The following is a 16,982-nucleotide window of genomic DNA, read 5'->3' as shown; positions in this document are numbered from 1 at the left end:
GTGTCATCGGGCCCGCAAGGTACGAGCTGGTGCTCGAACCTCCCAGGAAAACGAACCTCGGCCAGCGGTGAGCTGAGCTCGTCAGACGGTCGCGGTCTGCCGCCCGGCCAGCAGCCGCAGGATGGCATTCAGCAGCAGACCATACAGCGGGACGAACAGCATGATGCTGATGACGACTTTGGTGGCGTAGTCGACTGCTGCGATCTCCACCCAGTTGGCGGCCATGAATTCGTTGGTGCTGCGCCAGAAGGCTACCGAGAAGAACACAAAAGTATCGATCAGGTTGCCGACGATCATCGCTGCGCTGGGTGCGACCCACCACTGCGGGAGCTTGCGCAGACGGTCGAACACTTGAATATCCAGCAGTTGGCCCACCACATAGGCAAGGAAACTGGCCACCGAGATGCGCAGGACAAATGAGTTGAGCTGGGCCAGCGCATCGAGCCCGCGGAACGCACCTTCCTGAAACAGCACCGAGAACATATAGGAGACCACCAATGCCGGCAGCATGACCCGGGCGATCACCCGGCGCGCAGCCGCTTTGCCGAGCAGGCGTACGGTCAGGTCGGTCGCCAGGAAGATGAACGGAAAGCTGAAGGCGCCCCAGGTGGTATGCAGGCCGAACAGGGAGATCGGCAACTGAACCAGATAGTTGCTGGCGATGATGATCAGAATATGGAAGGCGATCAGGCAGGACAGAGCCATGCGCAGCCGCGAAAGGGATGCCGGAATCATATGTCACCTTTTTGAATGATGGGGTTAGGGAACCCATGCCGCCGGAATGACGACGGCGCGCACTATACCGGATTGAAGGCGGGAAGAGCCAGCCTGCTGGTCGGTTGGTGGCTATATATCTCCTGGGAGCATCGATCGCGATCGACACTCCAAGAGTCACATATATCAGGGCGCTTCGTGATACTCCCGTTGCAGAAACGCCAGCAGCAGCGGGTTCACTTCTTCCGGCTTCTGGCTTTGTACCCAGTGGCCGCAGCGCTCGATTACATGCTGCTCGACCCTGGGCACGACCTGGGGCATGCGTTCGATGGTGATGGTTTCCAGTTTGGCGACCGGGTCGCGGTCGCCGATGATGAACAGGGCCGGTTGCTGCACTTGCTTGCCGGCCAGCTCGGCGGTGCGCTCCCAGTTGCGCTCGTAGTTGCGATACCAGTTCAGCGGACCATGGAAACCATTGTCGATATAGGTTTCCACATAGACATCGAAGGCCTCTGGCGGACACCAGGTCGGCGGTACTTCTGGGTCGGTGTAATCATCCAGCCAGCGCGAATCGGCCGGTTTGTCCGAGATCAAGCCGTTGCCGGCGGCGGGACGACCATGCATCAGGGTGCGCAGGGTGCGGGGAATATCGGCTTCCAGTTCGGCCTCGGCCGGGCCGGGCTCCTGGAAGTAGAGAATATAGAGAAACTTGTCCTTGAAGCGCTCGCGCATCCGCTCGATGGCCGGGCGCTTTGGTCTGCCACCGAAGGGCACCGACATGCCACACACCACCTTGACCCGTTCCGGTTCGTACAACGCCAGATACCAGGCGATATTGGCGCCCCAGTCGTGACCGACCATGGCGACCTGCTGATGGCCGAAGTGGTCCATCGCCGCCTGGATATCGCCGCACAGAGTGGGAATGTCATAGGCCTCAATGGCGGCCGGTGCACTGCTGCGACCGTAGCCGCGCATCTCGGGGGCGAAAGCCCGGTAACCGGCATCGGCCAGGGCCTGCATCTGATGGCGCCAGGAATACCAGCATTCGGGAAAACCATGCAGCAGCCAGACGGGTTGTCCATGCTCCGGCCCAGCGACATGCACGCTGAGCTGGATATCATTGACGTCCAGAATATGTTGTTCGGTTTGCAGCATGGGGTACGCTCTCCATTTCTGTTTTACCCCACTATGGCAAATTCACCGGGCGCTGGCTGCTGTATTGGCAGGAGAAATAATGTACGGATGGCCCCGCTTATTGTGGCAGCGGGAAAAGCAGAGCGGATTCAGTACCCTGCGGCCAGATGAAATTGTGCGCCTTCGGCTTCCATCGGCCGCAAGCAGCTTTCGCAGAACATCAGGGCCTCGAGCAACTGCCGCTGATTGGCACCGGATACCTCCCGCGGCCGGTTGCGCTGCAGGTGGCCGCTGAGCGCTTCGAGGGTGGTCATGCCGGTACTGATGGGATACCACGCCATGTCCTCGATGCTCCAGGGCAGGCCGGTTTCCGGATCCTGCTGTGGAGGTGTGGTGTCCTTGAGCAACTGGGCCGCTTCCTGAAATTCCAGCGCAGTAAGGTCGACGAACTGGCTCAGCGGGGTAACGCCGAGCGTTCGGCACAGCGCATCCAGCCCCTGCAGATGCTCCGCCAGTTGCGGCAGAACGGTACTGTGAAGCTGGAAATGACGCTGGTCCAGAGTGGCGAGACGCAGGACGGCTGACAAGGAACTCTCCCGATGATGATCCAGGAGGGCTAGCTTACCGGGACATCCTGCCAGCCGCCACCCAATGCCCGGTACAGATCCACTGTCGCCAGCAGCCAGGCGGCGCGTTGCTGGACCAGGCTGTCCTGACTCTGGAAATAGGAGCGCTGGGTGTCGAGCAGGTTCTGCAGGTCGATGGCGCCGGCCTTGTAGCGGGCCTGGGCCAATTCAAAGGCCAGTTCTGATTCGGCGGTAGCTGCCTGCTGCAGCTGATACTGCCGGCGCGCCTGCTGCAACGCACCAAGGGCAGTATCGGCATCGATTAACGCATCGAGAATTGCCCGTTGATAGCCGATCAGCGACTCCTGTTGGCTGGCTTCGCTGATCTCGACCTGGGCACGCAGGCGGCCGCCATCGAAGATGGGTTGGGTCAGCCCGGCGGCCAGGCTCCAAGGGTTCAACGGATTGCTGACCAGGTCGGACAGCGCCGAGCTCTGGGCGCCGTAGCTGCCGGTGAGCTGGATACTCGGATAAAGCGCGGCCCGGGCTGCGGTCAGGTTGGCGTTGGCGGCCAGCAGTCGTTGTTCGCTGGCGCGGATGTCCGGGCGGCGATTGAGCAGCTCGGATGGCAGGCCGGCGCCGGGCTCGGGTACGGCGATGTCGTCCATGGTGGGCAGCGCTCCGAGCGTAAAGTCCGGGCCTTGGCCCAGCAGCAGCGCCAGGCTGTTGCGCAACTGCAAGGTCTGCTGTTCCAGCGCGGGCAGGTTGGCACGCAGCTGGGCGACCAGGGCGCGCTGTTGGCTGACCGCCAGGCTGTCATCGGCGCCGTAGCGGTAGCGCGCTTCGACGATATTCAATACTTGCTCGGCCGCGGCCAGGTTGTCTCGTGCCAACTGCAGGCGCGCCTGGTTCTCCACCAGTTGGAACCAACTGCTGGCCACGCTGGCATCGGTAGTGATGGCCAGCGCCTCCAGATCGTAGCGACTGGCGTTGAGGTTGGCAGTGGCGGCTTCAACGGCGGCGCGGTTGCGGCCCCAGAAGTCGATTTCGTAGCTGGCGTTCAGGCCGGCATTGAAACCGCTGCTCACATCTCCATCACCACTGTTGCCGCCACGGCGGCCACTGGCACTGCCGTCAATGCTCGGTAGCAGGGCGGCGCCGCTCTGGCGCAACTGCGCGTCAGCTTGCAGCAGGCGGGTCGCGGCGCTGGCCAGGTCCAGGTTGCCGACCCGTGCCTGGGCCATCAGCTGGGACAGCTGCGGCGCATCATACTGGGTCCACCAGCGCGCTTCGGGCCAGACCGAGGAGTCTGCTGCCTGATTCCATTGTGCCGGTGCCTGCAGGCCGGTCTGCGGCACGGGTGTGTTGAGGCTGCAACCGGCCAGCAAGATGGCGAGGGTAAGGGGAATGAATTGTCTAGTCCGCACTGAGGGCCACCACTGGATCAAGATGGGCTGCCTTGTGGGCAGGCATGAAACCGAAAATCAGACCGGTCGCGAAGGCGCAGCCGAAGGCCAGCAGCACCGGGCCGGCGGTGAACTGGATCGGCGTGCCGAAGTATTGCAGCATGCTGGCAAAGCCCAGGCCGGTAACCACGCCAATGGCGCCGCCAATGGCCGAGACCACCATGGCCTCGACGATGAACTGCTGGAGGATGTTGCGGGTGCGCGCCCCGGTGGCCATGCGGATGCCGATCTCCCGGGTGCGCTCGGACACATTCACCAGCATGATATTCATTACACCGATGCCGCCGACCAACAGGGAAATGGCGGCGATCGAGCCCAGTAGCACGGTAAAGGTATCCTGGGTGCTGGCGATGTTTTCCAGCAGCGAGGCCATATTGCGGATCTGGAAATCCTCGATACCCGAATGATTGGCCATCACCGCCTGGCGGACCGCTTCCTGGGTGGCGTCGGACAGGCTCAGATCCTCGATCAGCACGCTGATGCTGCTCAGATGGCGAGAGCCGATCAGCCGGTTGCTGGCGGTATTCAGCGGCACGAACACCACGTCGTCCTGATCCTGGCCCCAGGGGGTGGCGCCTTTCTCCTGCATCACGCCGATGATCAGAAAGGGCACGTTGCGGATCAGCATGTACTGGCCCAGCGGATCGGCATCGCCATAGAGGTTGGTGGCGACGGTCTGGCCGATCACCGCGACGGCGGCGTAGCGACGGTTGTCATCGTCATTGAGGAACACCCCCGAGGCCACCGGCCAGCTCTTGGCCAGCGGGTAATCAGCGGTGGTACCGGTGATCTGGGTCTGCGCGTCGGTGTTGCCCGCGCGTACCGTAGCCCGCGTGTCGGCTTCGGGCACCGCGGCAACCACGTTGTCCACTCGCGCGGCGACGATGGCATCCTCCGGCGTCAACGTGTTGGTGGTGCCATCCGCCGAACGCCGGGTATTCGGTGCGCCGGGGCGAATCAGCAGCAGGTTGGTGCCCATATCGCTGATGCGCTCGACTACATCCTGACGCGCGCCGTTGCCCACCGCCAGCATGACCACCACCGAGGCTACACCGATAACGATGCCCAGTAAGGTCAACACTGTGCGGAACAAGTTGGCTTTCAGGGCGCGCAGGGCCATGCGCACTGCCTCGTTGATATCGCCGAAAGCGGCCAGGCCCTGTTGGCGAGCGGGGCGGGGCGGTGGCGCCTCGACTTGCTCGGCCGGGCTCGGTTTGCGCCCGCTGTCATGAATGATGCGGCCGTCACGGATCTCGATCAGGCGGTCGGCATGGCTGGCGACTTCGCGATCGTGGGTGATGACGATTACCGTCTTGCCCCGGGCATGCAGGTCCTTGAGCAACTGCAGGACGTCATGACCGCTCTTGCTGTCGAGTGCGCCGGTGGGCTCATCAGCCAGCAGGATGTGCGCGTCGTTCATCAGCGCCCGGGCGATGGAAACGCGCTGCTGCTGGCCGCCGGACAGCTGATTGGGACGGTTCTGCAGCCGCTCGCCAAGCCCCAGGCTGGTAAGCAGTTCCTCGGCGCGGGCATGGCGCGCCTCCCGTGGCAGGCCGGCATAAATGGCGGGTACTTCCACGTTCTCGGTGGCATTGGCCGAGGAAATCAGGTGGTAGCTCTGGAAAATGAAACCGAAGGTGCGGCTGCGCAGGCTGGCCAACTGGTCGCTATCCAGCTCGGCAATATCCTCGCCTTCGAACAGGTAACGGCCGGTGGTGGGTTGGTCCAGGCAGCCGAGCAGGTGCATCAGGGTCGACTTGCCGGAGCCGGAGGCGCCCATGATGGCGACGAACTCGCCGGCATGGATATCCAGGGTGACGTCATGCAGCACGGTAGTCGACAGCTCGCCGTTGCGGTAGGTCCGGCCGATGCCTTCGAGGCGGATCAAGGGAGTGTTCATCAGAACCTCGGCCGGCGCTGGCTGCGCTCAGCAGGCGGAGCGCTGCTGCCGCCAGCGATGACGATCTCGTCGCCTTCCTCAAGCCCTTCCAGCACCTCGGCGCTGACCCGAGTCATGGTGCCTACGCTGATGACGCGGGGCTGCGGCTCGCCATTTTCCAGCACCTGTACACGGTAGCGCTGGTCTGCGCCGGCGCCCGGGCGGCGCTCCACTGGCTTGAGCGCGGATACCGGGATGGTCAGCACATTGTCCGCCGCGGCCTTGACGAAGAACACCTGGGCGCTCATCTGTGGCAGCAGTTTGCCGTCCGGGTTGGGCACGTCGAACAGGGCGTTGAACAGCACCACGTTGTTGACGATTTCCGGGGTCGGCAAAATCTGTCGCAGCACGCCTTCGCGGCGTACATCGGGCTGACCGAGGGTGGTGAACCACACCGGCATGCCCACCTGCAGCTGGGTGATGTCCGCCTCCGACACCTGGGTACGCACGGTCATGGTACTCAGGTCGGCAATCTGCACGATGATCGGCGCGGTCTGGTTGGCGTTGAGGGTCTGGCCCTGGTTGGCCAGTTGGTCGACCACGGTGCCAGTCATGGGCGCATAGATACGGGTGTAGCTGAGGTCGGCGCGGGCTTCCTTGAGCTGGGATTCCAGTTGGCGGATCTGCGCCTTGAGCGCGGCAATCTGCGCGGTGGCCGAGCGCAGGGTGGCATCGGCCTGTTCCACGGATTCCTGGCTGGTGGCGTCGAGCTTTATCAGGTTACGCTGGCGCTTGGCCTGCAGCCGGGCCAGTACCTGGGTGGCTTCGCGGTCGGCGAGCTGGGCCTGGAGGTTTTCCAACTGGGCCTCGGTGGCCTCGACCTTGGCCAGGTAAATGGTCGCGTCGATCTCGGCCAGCAACTGGCCTTCTTCGACCTGTTCACCTTCTTCTACATGCAGCTTCTCCAGCTGACCGGAGACCTGGGTGCCGACATCCACATAGTTGAGCGGCTCCAGGGTGCCCAGGGCGGTGACGCTGTCTTCGATATCACCGCGTTCGACCGGTGCCGTGACCAACTCCGGCCCCTTGCTGTCCGGCGCCAGCCAGAAAAACCAGAGCAATGCGACCATTCCCGCCAGGACGGCGAACAGCCACAGGAAACGCCTGGAAGATGACATAGTGATTCCTTGAATACGATCGGGGGGCAATGGCGCACAGTTTACCGAGGCGCAGTGTCAATCGGGGCAGCGGCTGGGTAAAGAAACTGTAAAGCTGGTGCACTTACTCCAGCCAGCGATACAGCGTGCGCCGGGTGATACCCAGGATGTCGGCGGCGCGGCGTTTGTTGCCGCCGGTGGCCTGGACTACCTGATGGATGTACTGACGCTGGACGGTTTCCAGGGTCGGCATGCCCTCCGGGTCGCCGCTGGCTGGAGGCGGCGTTGCTGGTCCGCGGGTGGTTGGGGAGGGGAGCGGTTGGCCAGCGGGCTGCTCGCAGATGCGCTGCGGCAAATGGCGCACCTCGATCAGTGGGGTATCGCAGAAGGTGGCGGCGCGCTCCACGGCGTTTTGCAGTTCGCGCACGTTACCGGGGAAAGCGTAGCGTTGCAGCATGGCCAGCGCCTCGTCGCTGAAGCCCTTGATGCGGCGCTGCTGGCGGGCGTTGAAACGGGTCAGGAAGAACTCCGCCAGGCGCTGGACATCCTCGCCCCGGGCGCGCAGGGGAGGGACTTGCAGGGCGAAGGTTTCCAGTCGGTAGAACAGGTCCTCGCGAAAACTGCCGTCGGCGACGGCTTCGGTCAGGTTGCGATTGGTGGCGCCGATGATGCGCACGTCGAGCTGGATTTCATGATCGCTGCCCACCGGCCGCACCTTGCCGTCCTGCAGTACTCGCAGCAGTTTGGCCTGCAGCGCCAGGGGCATTTCCCCCAACTCGTCGAGCAGCAAGGTGCCGCCGTCCGCCTGCTGGAACAAGCCGGCACGCTGGTTGCGCGCGCCGGTGAAGGCGCCGGCGGCATGGCCGAAGAATTCGCTTTCCATCAATTCGCTGGGAATACCGCCGCAGTTGACCACCATATAAGGGCCATCGCGACGGCTGCTTTGATCATGCAGGGCTCGGGCCACCAGTTCCTTGCCGGTGCCACTCTCACCCTGCACCAGTACCGGCCCATCGGCGGAGGCGATCTGGCGAATGTGATGGAACAGCTGCTGCATGGCTGGGCTCTGGCCGATAATGCCGTTGAACTGTTCGACAGCCAGCAGGCTGCGGTAATGCCGGACCTCGTTGCGCAGGCGCCGATTTTCCAGCAGGCGGTTGACTGTCAGCAGGAAGTGATCCATTTCCAGTGGCTTGGTCAGGAAGTCGTCGGCACCGGCCTGTAACGCCTTGACTGCCTGCTGTACCGAGCCGAAGGCGGTGATGATCAACACTGCCGGTGGCACATCGCACTGAGCCAGCGCCGGCAACAGACTGAGGCCGTCAGCGCCCGGCAACCGCAGGTCACTGATCAGCAGATCGGGCGTCTGGCTGCGTAACATTTGCAGCCCCTGTTCGGCGTCGCCGCAAGCGGTAACCTGGTAACCCTCGGCTTCCAGTTCTTCCTGCAGGAGTTCGCGCAAACCGCGGTCGTCCTCGACCAGTAATATATGTTCGCTTTGGTTCATGACGGCATCTCCGTTGCGCTCGGGGCGAGGGGCAGGGTAAGGCAGGCTGCGCAGCCACCTTCGGCGCGATTGGTCAGTTTCAGGCTGCCACCGTGCTCTTCGGCGACCGCCTGAACGATGGCCAGTCCGAGTCCCGTGCCCTCGCCGGGTGATTTGGTGGTGAAGAAGGGTTCGAGCAACATTTCCAGCGGGCGATCCGCTGGCAGCCCCGGGCCGTCATCAGTAACGCAAATCGTCAGTTGCTGTTCATCCGCGGTTACCTGGATACCGATCTGGCTGGCGGACGCCTGCAGCGCATTGCGCAGCAGATTCAGCAACGCCAGTTCGAGGCGGCCAGCGTCGGCGCAGAACACCGGCAGCGCTGTGGGAATATCTGGGACTAAAGTACGTTCGGCGGCTTCCAATTCGGGGCGCATGGCTTCGATCGCGCTTTCAATCAGCAGCGCCGGGGTCAGGTCCCGCGGCTGGGTCGCCGCCGGTCGGCAGTAATCCAGCAGTTGCCGTACGGTACGGGTCAGGCGCCCGACCTGACTGCGGATGCCCTCGACATTGCGCAGTTGCTGTTCATCCAGGTTGCCCGAACGTTCCAGGCGCCGGGCGCGGCCATCGATCACGCTCAATGGCGCGCCCAGCTCATGGGCGATGCCGCGGGCCATGCTGCCGATGGCGACCATCTTTTCATTGTCCTTGAGCCGTGCCACCAGTTGGGTTTCCGCGGCGCGGTGCTCGTCCAGATCCCGGTGCGCCTGTTCAATACTGTCGAGCATCTGATTCAGCCCGCGGGCGATGCTGGCGACCTCGTTGGGGCCTTCCAGGGCGGCGCGGTGTGACAGGTCGCCCCGGGCGACCCGGTCCATATGGGCGAGCAATTTATCCACGTGACGACCGACCCCGCCGTAATGGCCGAGCAGCACACCGGCCAGGATGACCAGGCTGAACAGCCCCCAGATCAGCCAGGCAATGATGGTCAGCTGTTGCAGGGCATGGCCGAAATCGCTGGCCCGCCGGGTGATCTGGATCAGCCCCTGGATCTGCCCGACGTTATCGAACAGCGGCAGGAAGTGGGAAAACAGGCTGCGCCCGGCGACCCGGCTGAAGGCTTCCTGGCCTTCGCCGGTGGTGCGGATGCGGTCGGGAATGGTGGTGCGGGTCAGGTCGGTCTCGGTGATGCCGGCCGACGCGATGCGATTGCCATCCACATCGAATACCGAGGCGCCGTAGACCTCACCCAGTACGAATACCGAGCCCAGCGCCAGCTCCACCGCCTGCATATCGCCTTTATTCAGTGCACTACCCACCGGAATACTGATGGCGCGGCCGATCAGTTCCAGATCATTCTTCAGCCGTTGTTCCTGAAACTCGCTGGCCTGTCCCAGCCCGAAGCGAATGCCCAGGGCGCTGAGCAGCACTATCGGCAAGATGACGAACAGCAACAGGGTGCGTTGCAGACCATTGATGCGAAGCCGGGTTTGGAAAGGGGCTGTGTTCATTTTTGACCGGGTATTTTTTGCTCATGTGCAGTATGTATACATTTATTGGCGCGTTGGGTACAGCGATGGATCAATCCTGGTAATTTCCGAAATAGATAATTTACTTATATATCAATTGCTTATTTTGATTTTGGGAAAGCTGGCACGGATAATGGATTGATTCCGTTACTTTCAACTGAAGGAGAAGCACCTCATGAACAATCTCAAGACACTGACCGCCGCCATCGCTTTTGCCACCTTCGGGATCGGCGCTCCTGCTGTCATGGCCCAGGCCGGAGGCGCTCCCGCTCAGCAGCAGTATGAACAGGGTCAGCCGGCTGCTGCGCCGATCAGCGATGAGAACCTGGAGAAATTCGTAGAAGCCGATGCCGAAGTGGCCGAGCTGCGTGACGAGTTTTCCGAGAAGCTGAGCAAGGCTGAAGACCAGGAAGAAGCGCAGAAACTGCAGCTTGAAGCCCAGGAAAAAATGGTCGAAGCCGTACAGGATGCCGATCTGGACGTACCCACCTACAACGAGATCGCTACCCGCATGCAGACTGACCCGGAACTGCAGCAGCGCGTTGAAAGCCTGAAATAAGGCAGCGCAGCGGTAACAAAGGGAGCCTTCGGGCTCCCTTTTCTATTGTCGGTTCCGCTGCTGGTGGAACCCACTCCCACACAACCTCCCACAACCGATTCCTGCCTCTCAATCACTCGGGCTGTTGATACTCCACCCGCTGCTCCAGTCCACTTTTCAGATGGTCGACCAGTTTCCTGACCTTAGGGGATAGATGGCGCTGTTGGGGATAGAGCGCCCAGACGGCGGTATGTGGCGGCTGGTGTTGCGTCAGCAACGAGCGCAATGCGCCGCTGCGCAGATGCTCCTGCACATAATAGTCGGGTAGTTGACACAGGCCGAAGCCGCGCAGCGCTGCGTCCAATACCGCGCGACCACTGTTGCAGCGCCAGTTGCCCTGAATACGCACCGGTATTTCGCGACCGGACTCGAGAAAGGTCCAGGTATCGGTGCTGCCGATCAGGCAGTTGTGGCGGGGCAGTTCGGACAGGCTGTGGGGCGCGCCATGGTGGTCAAGATAAGCGGGCGCTGCGCAGAGAAACATGCGCCGAGGTGCCAGCCGGGTGGCTACCAGGCGAGAGTCCTGCAGCCGCCCGAGGCGGATGGCCAGATCGAACTGGCCATGCAGCAGATCGACAGTCTGGTTGGTCAGGGCCATCTCGATGCGCAGTTGCGGATACTGCTGCATGAACTCGTTGACCAGCGGCATGATGAATTCCTCGCCATAGGCTACCGAACAGGTCATGCGCAGCAACCCCTTGGGCTCGCTGGAAAGGTCGGTGACCGCCTGGATAGCTTCGTCCCGCGCATCCTGCAGGTGCTGGCAATGCTGCAGGAAGGTTCGCCCGGCCTCGGTCAGGGTGACCCGGCGGGTGCTGCGATAGAACAGCCGGGTCTGCAGGCGATCTTCCAGCCGGGCTATCTGCCGACTGATATGGGAGGAGGAAACGCCGAGCCGTTGCGCCGCGCCGCTGAAGTGCCCCAGCTCGGCCACGCAGACGAATTCGTCCAGTCCGCTCCAACGACTCATAATGATTATCCCTGTATGGCAATAATGTTTTGTCTGGCGGTCTATTATCCACGCCTGGCTGGTCTACTACACTCCATTTCGTCATTCATTCATCTGGACGGAGATTCCCATGATCAAATCCCGCGCTGCTGTGGCGTTCGAAGCAGGCAAACCCCTGGAAATTGTTGAAGTCGATGTGGCGCCACCGAAGGCCGGCGAGGTACTGGTGCGCATCGTCGCTACCGGCGTTTGCCACACGGATGCCTTCACCTTGTCCGGCGATGATCCGGAAGGTGTGTTTCCGGCGATTCTCGGCCACGAGGGTGGTGGTATTGTCGAAGCGGTGGGCGAAGGTGTCACCTCGCTGGCCGTGGGCGATCACGTCATCCCGCTGTATACCGCCGAGTGCCGCGAGTGCAAGTTCTGCAAGTCCGGCAAGACCAACCTGTGCAGCTCGGTGCGCGAGACCCAGGGCAAGGGTCTGATGCCTGACGGCACCACCCGCTTCTCCTACCAGGGCAAGCCGATCTATCACTACATGGGCTGCTCGACCTTCTCCGAGTACACGGTGCTGCCGGAAGTATCGCTCGCTAAGATCCAGCCAGAGGCGCCGCTTGAAGAAGTCTGCCTGCTCGGCTGCGGCGTCACTACCGGCATCGGTGCGGTGCTCAATACTGCCAAGGTGGAGGCCGGTTCCTCGGTGGCGATCTTCGGTCTGGGCGGTATCGGTCTGGCGGCGATTATCGGCGCGAAGATGGCCGGCGCCAGCCGTATCATCGCGGTCGATATCAACCCCGACAAATTCGATAAGGCCCGCGAGCTGGGTGCTACCGAGTTCGTCAACCCGAAGGATCATGAACAGCCGATCCAACAGGTGATCGTCGAGATGACCGACGGCGGCGTGGATTACTCCTTCGAGTGCGTCGGCAATGTGAACCTGATGCGCGCGGCGCTGGAGTGTTGCCACAAGGGCTGGGGCGAATCCACCATCATTGGTGTGGCCGGCGCCGGCCAGGAGATCAGCACTCGTCCCTTCCAGCTGGTTACCGGCCGGGTCTGGCGCGGCAGTGCCTTCGGTGGCGTGAAAGGCCGTACCGAGCTGCCAGGTTATGTGGAGAAAGCGCAGAAGGGCGAGATCCCGCTGAATGCCTTCATCACCCATACCATGGGCCTGGAAGATATCAACAAGGCGTTTGACCTGATGCACGAAGGCAAGAGCATTCGTTCGGTTATCCATTTCTGAGCCGATGGGTGTCGAGTTCCATCTCGACACCCGCCTGGATCATTTTCAACGATTACATCAGCGCTTCAGCTGAACAATCAGGAATCGACTCATGAACTCTTCCATTGAATTGCTTGCCGCCAACAAGAGTTTCGGCGGTTGGAATAAACGCTATCGGTATCGCTCGTCAGTACTGGGTGGCGATACGGTCTTTGGTATCTACCTGCCGCCCCAGGCCGATCGGGGGGAGCCCCTGCCGGTGCTCTATTGGTTGTCCGGACTGACGTGTACCGATGAGAACTTCATGCACAAGGCTGGCGCCCAGAAGCTGGCAGCGGAGCTGGGCGTGGTCATCGTCGCGCCTGATACCAGCCCTCGTGGCGAGGGTGTGCCGGATGATCCGGACGGGGCCTGGGATTTTGGTCTCGGCGCGGGATTCTACGTCAACGCGACGGAGCAGCCCTGGGCTGGGCATTACCGCATGTATGACCATGTCGTCAGCGAATTGCCGGCCGTGATCGAAGCGAACTTCCCGGTCTCGGACCAGCGCAGCATCAGCGGCCACTCCATGGGCGGCCATGGCGCGCTGATCTGTGCGTTGAAGAATCCGGGGCGCTACCGCTCGGTGTCTGCCTTCGCCCCGATCACCAATCCCATGGACTGCCCCTGGGGCCACAAAGCGTTCGGCAATTATCTGGGGGATGATCGGGAGCAGTGGAAGCAGTGGGACACCTGCGCGCTGATCGCCAATGCGCCAGAGCGGCTGCCATTGCTGGTCGATCAGGGTGAGGCGGATAACTTCCTTGCTGAACAGCTCAAGCCGGAGGCACTGGAAGCCGCTGCGGCAGCTGCCGGGCACCCATTGACCCTGCGCCGCCAGCCGGGTTACGACCACAGCTACTTCTTCATCGCCAGCTTTATCGATGATCATCTGCGTCATCATGCTCGGGCATTGGGCCGCTTGTGATTGCGATTTGTGGGGGAGTACAGGTTGGTCGGAACCTTATATATGGCTGATGGTTTTTAAACCCCTCAGCCACACAAATCCTCACCCCCTTTGTGCCGGGAACAGCCTACCTGCGACCGTCGTGTCGCCAAGGATGGCGACCGCGAGCCTACATGGATGTATTTACGGGGTGTCGCAGGTAGGCTGTTCCCGGTGCAAAGGCCACTCGCAATAGGAAGTGGCAACTAGTCGCGCCCCTTGGGCATGCACAAAACCCCGCAATGCTTCTGCCTGTAACCCGGACCCTGTAATATCCCCCTTCGTTTTTCAGTTCAGCAGGTATCCCATGCGCATTGGTCACGGCTACGACGTTCACCGTTTCGGTGAGGGCGATTTCATTACTCTGGGTGGGTTGCGGATTGCCCATGATCGGGGGCTGGTCGCCCATTCCGATGGGGACGTGGTGTTGCATGCGCTGACCGATGCCATTCTCGGCGCCGCCGCGCTGGGTGATATCGGCCGGCATTTTCCGGACACCGATCCGCAGTTCAAGGGCGCCGACAGCCGGGTGCTGTTGCGCCATGCCCTGTCGCTGGTGCATGCCAAGGGCTGGCAGGTAGGTAATGTGGACGTTACCATCGCTGCCCAGGCGCCCAAGCTGGCACCGCATATCGAGACCATGTGCGAGCGGGTCGCGGCGGACCTGCAGGTGGTGCGCGATCAGGTCAATATCAAGGCCACCACCACCGAGAAGCTGGGCTTCGTCGGTCGCCAGGAGGGAATCGCCGTGCATGCGGTCGCCCTGTTGCTGCCGCGATGAGTATGGATGACAGCCAGTGGCTGGGGCCGCGTGCGCTGGGCGAGCCCTGCGGGCGGGCCGTTCTGAAGGCCCAGCCGGAAGACTTTCGGGTAACGGAAATTCTGGATATCGAGCTGAGCGGGCAGGGCGAACATCTCTGGCTGTTGATTGAAAAGCGCGACCTGAATACCGAAGAGGTGGCGCGTCAGTTGGCCCGGGCAGCGGGGATCAAGTTGCGTGATGTCAGCTACGCGGGCATCAAGGATCGTCGTGCGATCACCAGCCAGTGGTTCAGTCTGCAGTTGCCGGGCAAGGCCGATCCGGACCTGTCTGCCCTATGGGATGACAACCTGCGCTGCCTGGCCAGCCAGCGTCATTCCCGCAAGCTGCAACGCGGCGCCCACCGTGCCAATCGCTTCGTCATCCGCTTGAGCAGCCTGCAGGCCGAGCAGGAATCCTTGGACGCGCGCTTGCAATGCATTGCTACCAGCGGCGTGCCGAACTATTTCGGCCCCCAGCGTTTTGGTCGGGATGGCGGTAATATCGATCAGGCGCGCCACTGGGCCGAGCGCGGCGGTCTGCCGCCGGCGCGGGGAACTCGTTCGCGGTTGTTGTCCACCGCGCGCAGTCTGGTATTCAACCGGGTTTTGGCGCAACGGGTCGAGAAGGGAAACTGGAACCAGCTGGTGGAGGGCGACTGCCTGGCCTTCACTGACAGCCGCAGCCATTTTTCCGCGCAGCGACTGGCGGCAGATGACCGGCGCTTCGAGGAGCTGGACGTGCATTCCACCGGCCCGTTGTGGGGGCAGGGCGAGCTGCCGACCGCGCAGACGGCGCAAATGCTGGAGCAGGCGGTGGCTGCGAGCGAACCGGTCCTGTGCCATTGGTTGGAAAGCGCCGGGCTTGAACAGCAGCGACGCATTTTGCGCCTCCCCATCAGCGGCTTGACGTGGCATTATCCCTCACCGGATTGCCTTGAAATTGAATTCACCCTGCCAACCGGCTGCTTCGCCACCGCGGTGTTGCGCGAGTTGCTGGTGCTGGCCGATGAGCCTGGCGGCGGACTGGAAAGTGAAACCTGATGCGTATTCTCATTGCCAATGACGATGGTGTGCTGGCGCCAGGGCTGACGGCCCTGCACGGTGCACTGCACGATTATGCCGATTGTGTGGTGGTAGCCCCCCATGAAGACCGCAGCGGTGCCAGCAGCGCACTGACGCTGGATAAGCCACTGCGCCCCTTCTATCTGGAAAACGGTTTTGTCGGCCTTAACGGCACGCCCACGGACTGTGTGCATCTGGGGGTCAACTCGCTGTTCGCCGACAGCGTCGACATGGTGGTGTCCGGCATCAACCTGGGCGCCAACCTGGGAGATGACGTGCTGTATTCCGGCACCGTCGCCGCCGCGCTGGAAGGGCGCTTCCTGTCCCGCCCGGCCATGGCCTTCTCGCTGGTCAGTCGCGAGGCCGATAACCTGCCCGCTGCGGCGGCCATTGCTCGCCGTCTGGTCGAGGCCCATGATCAGCTTGAACTGCCGCCGCGTACCATCCTCAATGTGAATATTCCGAACCTGCCGCTGGAGCGCATCAAGGGCGTGGTGCTGACTCGGCTGGGGCACCGTGATCGCGCCGCCAAGCCGGTCAAGTGGACTGATCCGCGTGGCAAGGAAGGCTATTGGATTTCCGTGGCTGGCGATGCCGAAGATGGCGGTGAGGGAACCGATTTCAATGCGGTCATGCAAGGCTATGTCTCGGTCACTCCGCTGCGTATCGACAAGACACACTATGAAGTCTTTGACCACCTGGATGGCTGGCTGGGCAAGTTGGGGATGACGAACGATGCGTGAGGATCTCTGGAAAACCGGGATCGGCATGACCTCTCAGCGTACCCGCGAGCGGCTGCTGGAGCGGCTGTTCGAAGAGGGTATCCGCAATCTCCATGTGCTCGAAGCGATCCGTCGTACCCCGCGTCACCTGTTCCTCGACGAGGCGCTGGCGCACCGGGCCTATGAAGATACCGCGTTGCCCATAGGCCACAACCAGACCCTCTCCCAGCCCTATATCGTGGCGCGGATGACCGAGCTGCTGCTTGGTGGCGGGCCGCTGGACAAGGTGCTGGAAGTCGGCACCGGCTCCGGCTACCAGACCGCGATCCTGGCGCAGGTGGTCGAGCGGGTATTCACCGTCGAGCGCATCATGCCGCTACAGGAGCGGGCCAAGGCGGTGCTCAAGGAGATCGACGTTCGCAATGTGGTATACCGGCACGCCGATGGCAACTGGGGCTGGCCGCAATACGGACCTTATGATGCGATTCTGGTGACTGCGGCTCCTGCCGAAGTGCCTACCGAACTGCTTGGGCAACTGGCCGAGGGTGGCCGAATGGTGATTCCGGTGGGCGAGCATGAACAATTTCTCACCCTGGTGACCCGGGAAGGGGATCAATTCATCCGCCGGCAGGTCGAACCTGTACGTTTTGTCCCACTGCTGGCAGGAGCTATCAGCTTTTGAATCGTTTTTTCTCGGAGTACCTTCTGGTTT

General features: G+C 62.2%; 16 protein-coding genes. 7 read left to right on the top strand and 9 right to left on the bottom strand.

What is annotated here, in order from left to right; all coding sequences use genetic code 11:
- Positions 1-81 precede the first annotated feature (81 nt).
- The 8 genes from DHB74_RS01345 to DHB74_RS01310 form a co-directional block, all read right to left on the bottom strand.
- Positions 82-735 (bottom strand): 7-cyano-7-deazaguanine/7-aminomethyl-7-deazaguanine transporter, encoded by a 654-nt coding sequence (locus DHB74_RS01345; protein WP_499160615.1) that lies wholly within the window; start codon positions 733-735, stop codon positions 82-84.
- 165 nt (positions 736-900) lie between these two features.
- Positions 901-1,869: an alpha/beta fold hydrolase gene (locus tag DHB74_RS01340; protein ID WP_036988827.1), complete on the bottom strand. Its 969-nt coding sequence runs from the start codon at positions 1,867-1,869 to the stop codon at positions 901-903.
- Between the two features lie 128 nt (positions 1,870-1,997).
- Positions 1,998-2,435 (bottom strand): hypothetical protein, encoded by a 438-nt coding sequence (locus DHB74_RS01335; RefSeq protein ID WP_499160614.1) that lies wholly within the window; start codon positions 2,433-2,435, stop codon positions 1,998-2,000.
- A 29-nt stretch (positions 2,436-2,464) separates the two neighbouring features.
- Complete coding sequence (locus tag DHB74_RS01330; RefSeq protein ID WP_499160613.1) at positions 2,465-3,841, bottom strand: efflux transporter outer membrane subunit; 1,377 nt, start codon at positions 3,839-3,841, stop codon at positions 2,465-2,467.
- Positions 3,831-5,780 carry a MacB family efflux pump subunit gene (locus DHB74_RS01325; protein ID WP_499160612.1) on the bottom strand — a complete coding sequence of 650 codons (1,950 nt, stop codon included), beginning with the start codon at positions 5,778-5,780 and terminating at the stop codon, positions 3,831-3,833. Before DHB74_RS01325 ends, DHB74_RS01330 begins: the two co-directional genes overlap by 11 nt.
- Positions 5,780-6,937 carry an efflux RND transporter periplasmic adaptor subunit gene (locus DHB74_RS01320; protein WP_499160611.1) on the bottom strand — a complete coding sequence of 386 codons (1,158 nt, stop codon included), beginning with the start codon at positions 6,935-6,937 and terminating at the stop codon, positions 5,780-5,782. The genes DHB74_RS01325 and DHB74_RS01320 overlap by 1 nt, the downstream gene beginning before the upstream one ends.
- A 103-nt stretch (positions 6,938-7,040) precedes the next feature.
- Complete coding sequence (locus DHB74_RS01315; RefSeq protein WP_036988833.1) at positions 7,041-8,423, bottom strand: sigma-54-dependent transcriptional regulator; 1,383 nt, start codon at positions 8,421-8,423, stop codon at positions 7,041-7,043.
- Positions 8,420-9,913 carry a sensor histidine kinase gene (locus DHB74_RS01310; RefSeq protein WP_499160610.1) on the bottom strand — a complete coding sequence of 498 codons (1,494 nt, stop codon included), beginning with the start codon at positions 9,911-9,913 and terminating at the stop codon, positions 8,420-8,422. The genes DHB74_RS01315 and DHB74_RS01310 overlap by 4 nt, the downstream gene beginning before the upstream one ends.
- A gap of 193 nt (positions 9,914-10,106) precedes the next feature.
- On the opposite strand from DHB74_RS01310, the gene DHB74_RS01305 reads away from it, so the two are divergent.
- Positions 10,107-10,490 carry a DUF4168 domain-containing protein gene (locus DHB74_RS01305; RefSeq protein ID WP_036988835.1) on the top strand — a complete coding sequence of 128 codons (384 nt, stop codon included), beginning with the start codon at positions 10,107-10,109 and terminating at the stop codon, positions 10,488-10,490.
- A 112-nt stretch (positions 10,491-10,602) separates the two neighbouring features.
- On the opposite strand, the gene DHB74_RS01300 is transcribed toward DHB74_RS01305, so the two are convergent.
- Positions 10,603-11,499, bottom strand: a complete 897-nt coding sequence (locus DHB74_RS01300; RefSeq protein ID WP_169304609.1) for a LysR substrate-binding domain-containing protein — start codon at positions 11,497-11,499, stop codon at positions 10,603-10,605.
- 109 nt (positions 11,500-11,608) lie between these two features.
- Between DHB74_RS01300 and DHB74_RS01295 the strand changes: the two genes are divergently transcribed.
- The 6 genes from DHB74_RS01295 (at position 11,609) to DHB74_RS01270 (ending at position 16,952) form a co-directional block, all read left to right on the top strand.
- Positions 11,609-12,721: an S-(hydroxymethyl)glutathione dehydrogenase/class III alcohol dehydrogenase gene (locus tag DHB74_RS01295; protein WP_036988837.1), complete on the top strand. Its 1,113-nt coding sequence runs from the start codon at positions 11,609-11,611 to the stop codon at positions 12,719-12,721.
- A 91-nt stretch (positions 12,722-12,812) separates the two neighbouring features.
- The gene (fghA, locus tag DHB74_RS01290; protein WP_136869670.1) at positions 12,813-13,667 is read left to right on the top strand and encodes an S-formylglutathione hydrolase; all 855 of its coding nucleotides are present in this window, start codon (positions 12,813-12,815) and stop codon (positions 13,665-13,667) included.
- Between the two features lie 325 nt (positions 13,668-13,992).
- Positions 13,993-14,466: a 2-C-methyl-D-erythritol 2,4-cyclodiphosphate synthase gene (ispF, locus tag DHB74_RS01285; protein ID WP_036988840.1), complete on the top strand. Its 474-nt coding sequence runs from the start codon at positions 13,993-13,995 to the stop codon at positions 14,464-14,466.
- A gap of 2 nt (positions 14,467-14,468) precedes the next feature.
- Positions 14,469-15,527 carry a tRNA pseudouridine(13) synthase TruD gene (gene truD, locus DHB74_RS01280; RefSeq protein ID WP_499160609.1) on the top strand — a complete coding sequence of 353 codons (1,059 nt, stop codon included), beginning with the start codon at positions 14,469-14,471 and terminating at the stop codon, positions 15,525-15,527.
- Positions 15,527-16,291, top strand: a complete 765-nt coding sequence (gene surE / locus DHB74_RS01275; RefSeq protein ID WP_499160608.1) for a 5'/3'-nucleotidase SurE — start codon at positions 15,527-15,529, stop codon at positions 16,289-16,291. The genes truD and surE overlap by 1 nt, the downstream gene beginning before the upstream one ends.
- Positions 16,284-16,952, top strand: coding sequence for a protein-L-isoaspartate(D-aspartate) O-methyltransferase (locus tag DHB74_RS01270; RefSeq protein WP_036988842.1), 669 nt, complete (start codon positions 16,284-16,286; stop codon positions 16,950-16,952). Before surE ends, DHB74_RS01270 begins: the two co-directional genes overlap by 8 nt.
- The last annotated feature ends 30 nt before the right edge of the window (positions 16,953-16,982 follow it).

Source organism: Pseudomonas sp. G11-1 (genome assembly GCF_024031555.1).
Lineage (GTDB): Bacteria > Pseudomonadota > Gammaproteobacteria > Pseudomonadales > Pseudomonadaceae > Halopseudomonas > Halopseudomonas bauzanensis.
This window is presented reverse-complemented; position numbering and strand designations above follow the sequence as displayed.

What these genes read in the sequence shown, in the direction of transcription:
- DHB74_RS01345 (WP_499160615.1), bottom strand. Translation starts at nt 735, where the DNA reads ATGATTCCGGCATCCCTTTCGCGGCTGCGCATGGCTCTGTCCTGCCTG.
- DHB74_RS01340 (WP_036988827.1), bottom strand. Translation starts at nt 1,869, where the DNA reads ATGCTGCAAACCGAACAACATATTCTGGACGTCAATGATATCCAGCTC.
- DHB74_RS01325 (WP_499160612.1), bottom strand. Translation starts at nt 5,780, where the DNA reads ATGAACACTCCCTTGATCCGCCTCGAAGGCATCGGCCGGACCTACCGC.
- DHB74_RS01320 (WP_499160611.1), bottom strand. Translation starts at nt 6,937, where the DNA reads ATGTCATCTTCCAGGCGTTTCCTGTGGCTGTTCGCCGTCCTGGCGGGA.
- DHB74_RS01315 (WP_036988833.1), bottom strand. Translation starts at nt 8,423, where the DNA reads ATGAACCAAAGCGAACATATATTACTGGTCGAGGACGACCGCGGTTTG.
- DHB74_RS01310 (WP_499160610.1), bottom strand. Translation starts at nt 9,913, where the DNA reads ATGAACACAGCCCCTTTCCAAACCCGGCTTCGCATCAATGGTCTGCAA.
- DHB74_RS01305 (WP_036988835.1), top strand. Translation starts at nt 10,107, where the DNA reads ATGAACAATCTCAAGACACTGACCGCCGCCATCGCTTTTGCCACCTTC.
- DHB74_RS01300 (WP_169304609.1), bottom strand. Translation starts at nt 11,499, where the DNA reads ATGAGTCGTTGGAGCGGACTGGACGAATTCGTCTGCGTGGCCGAGCTG.
- DHB74_RS01295 (WP_036988837.1), top strand. Translation starts at nt 11,609, where the DNA reads ATGATCAAATCCCGCGCTGCTGTGGCGTTCGAAGCAGGCAAACCCCTG.
- fghA (WP_136869670.1), top strand. Translation starts at nt 12,813, where the DNA reads ATGAACTCTTCCATTGAATTGCTTGCCGCCAACAAGAGTTTCGGCGGT.
- ispF (WP_036988840.1), top strand. Translation starts at nt 13,993, where the DNA reads ATGCGCATTGGTCACGGCTACGACGTTCACCGTTTCGGTGAGGGCGAT.
- truD (WP_499160609.1), top strand. Translation starts at nt 14,469, where the DNA reads ATGGATGACAGCCAGTGGCTGGGGCCGCGTGCGCTGGGCGAGCCCTGC.
- surE (WP_499160608.1), top strand. Translation starts at nt 15,527, where the DNA reads ATGCGTATTCTCATTGCCAATGACGATGGTGTGCTGGCGCCAGGGCTG.
- DHB74_RS01270 (WP_036988842.1), top strand. Translation starts at nt 16,284, where the DNA reads ATGCGTGAGGATCTCTGGAAAACCGGGATCGGCATGACCTCTCAGCGT.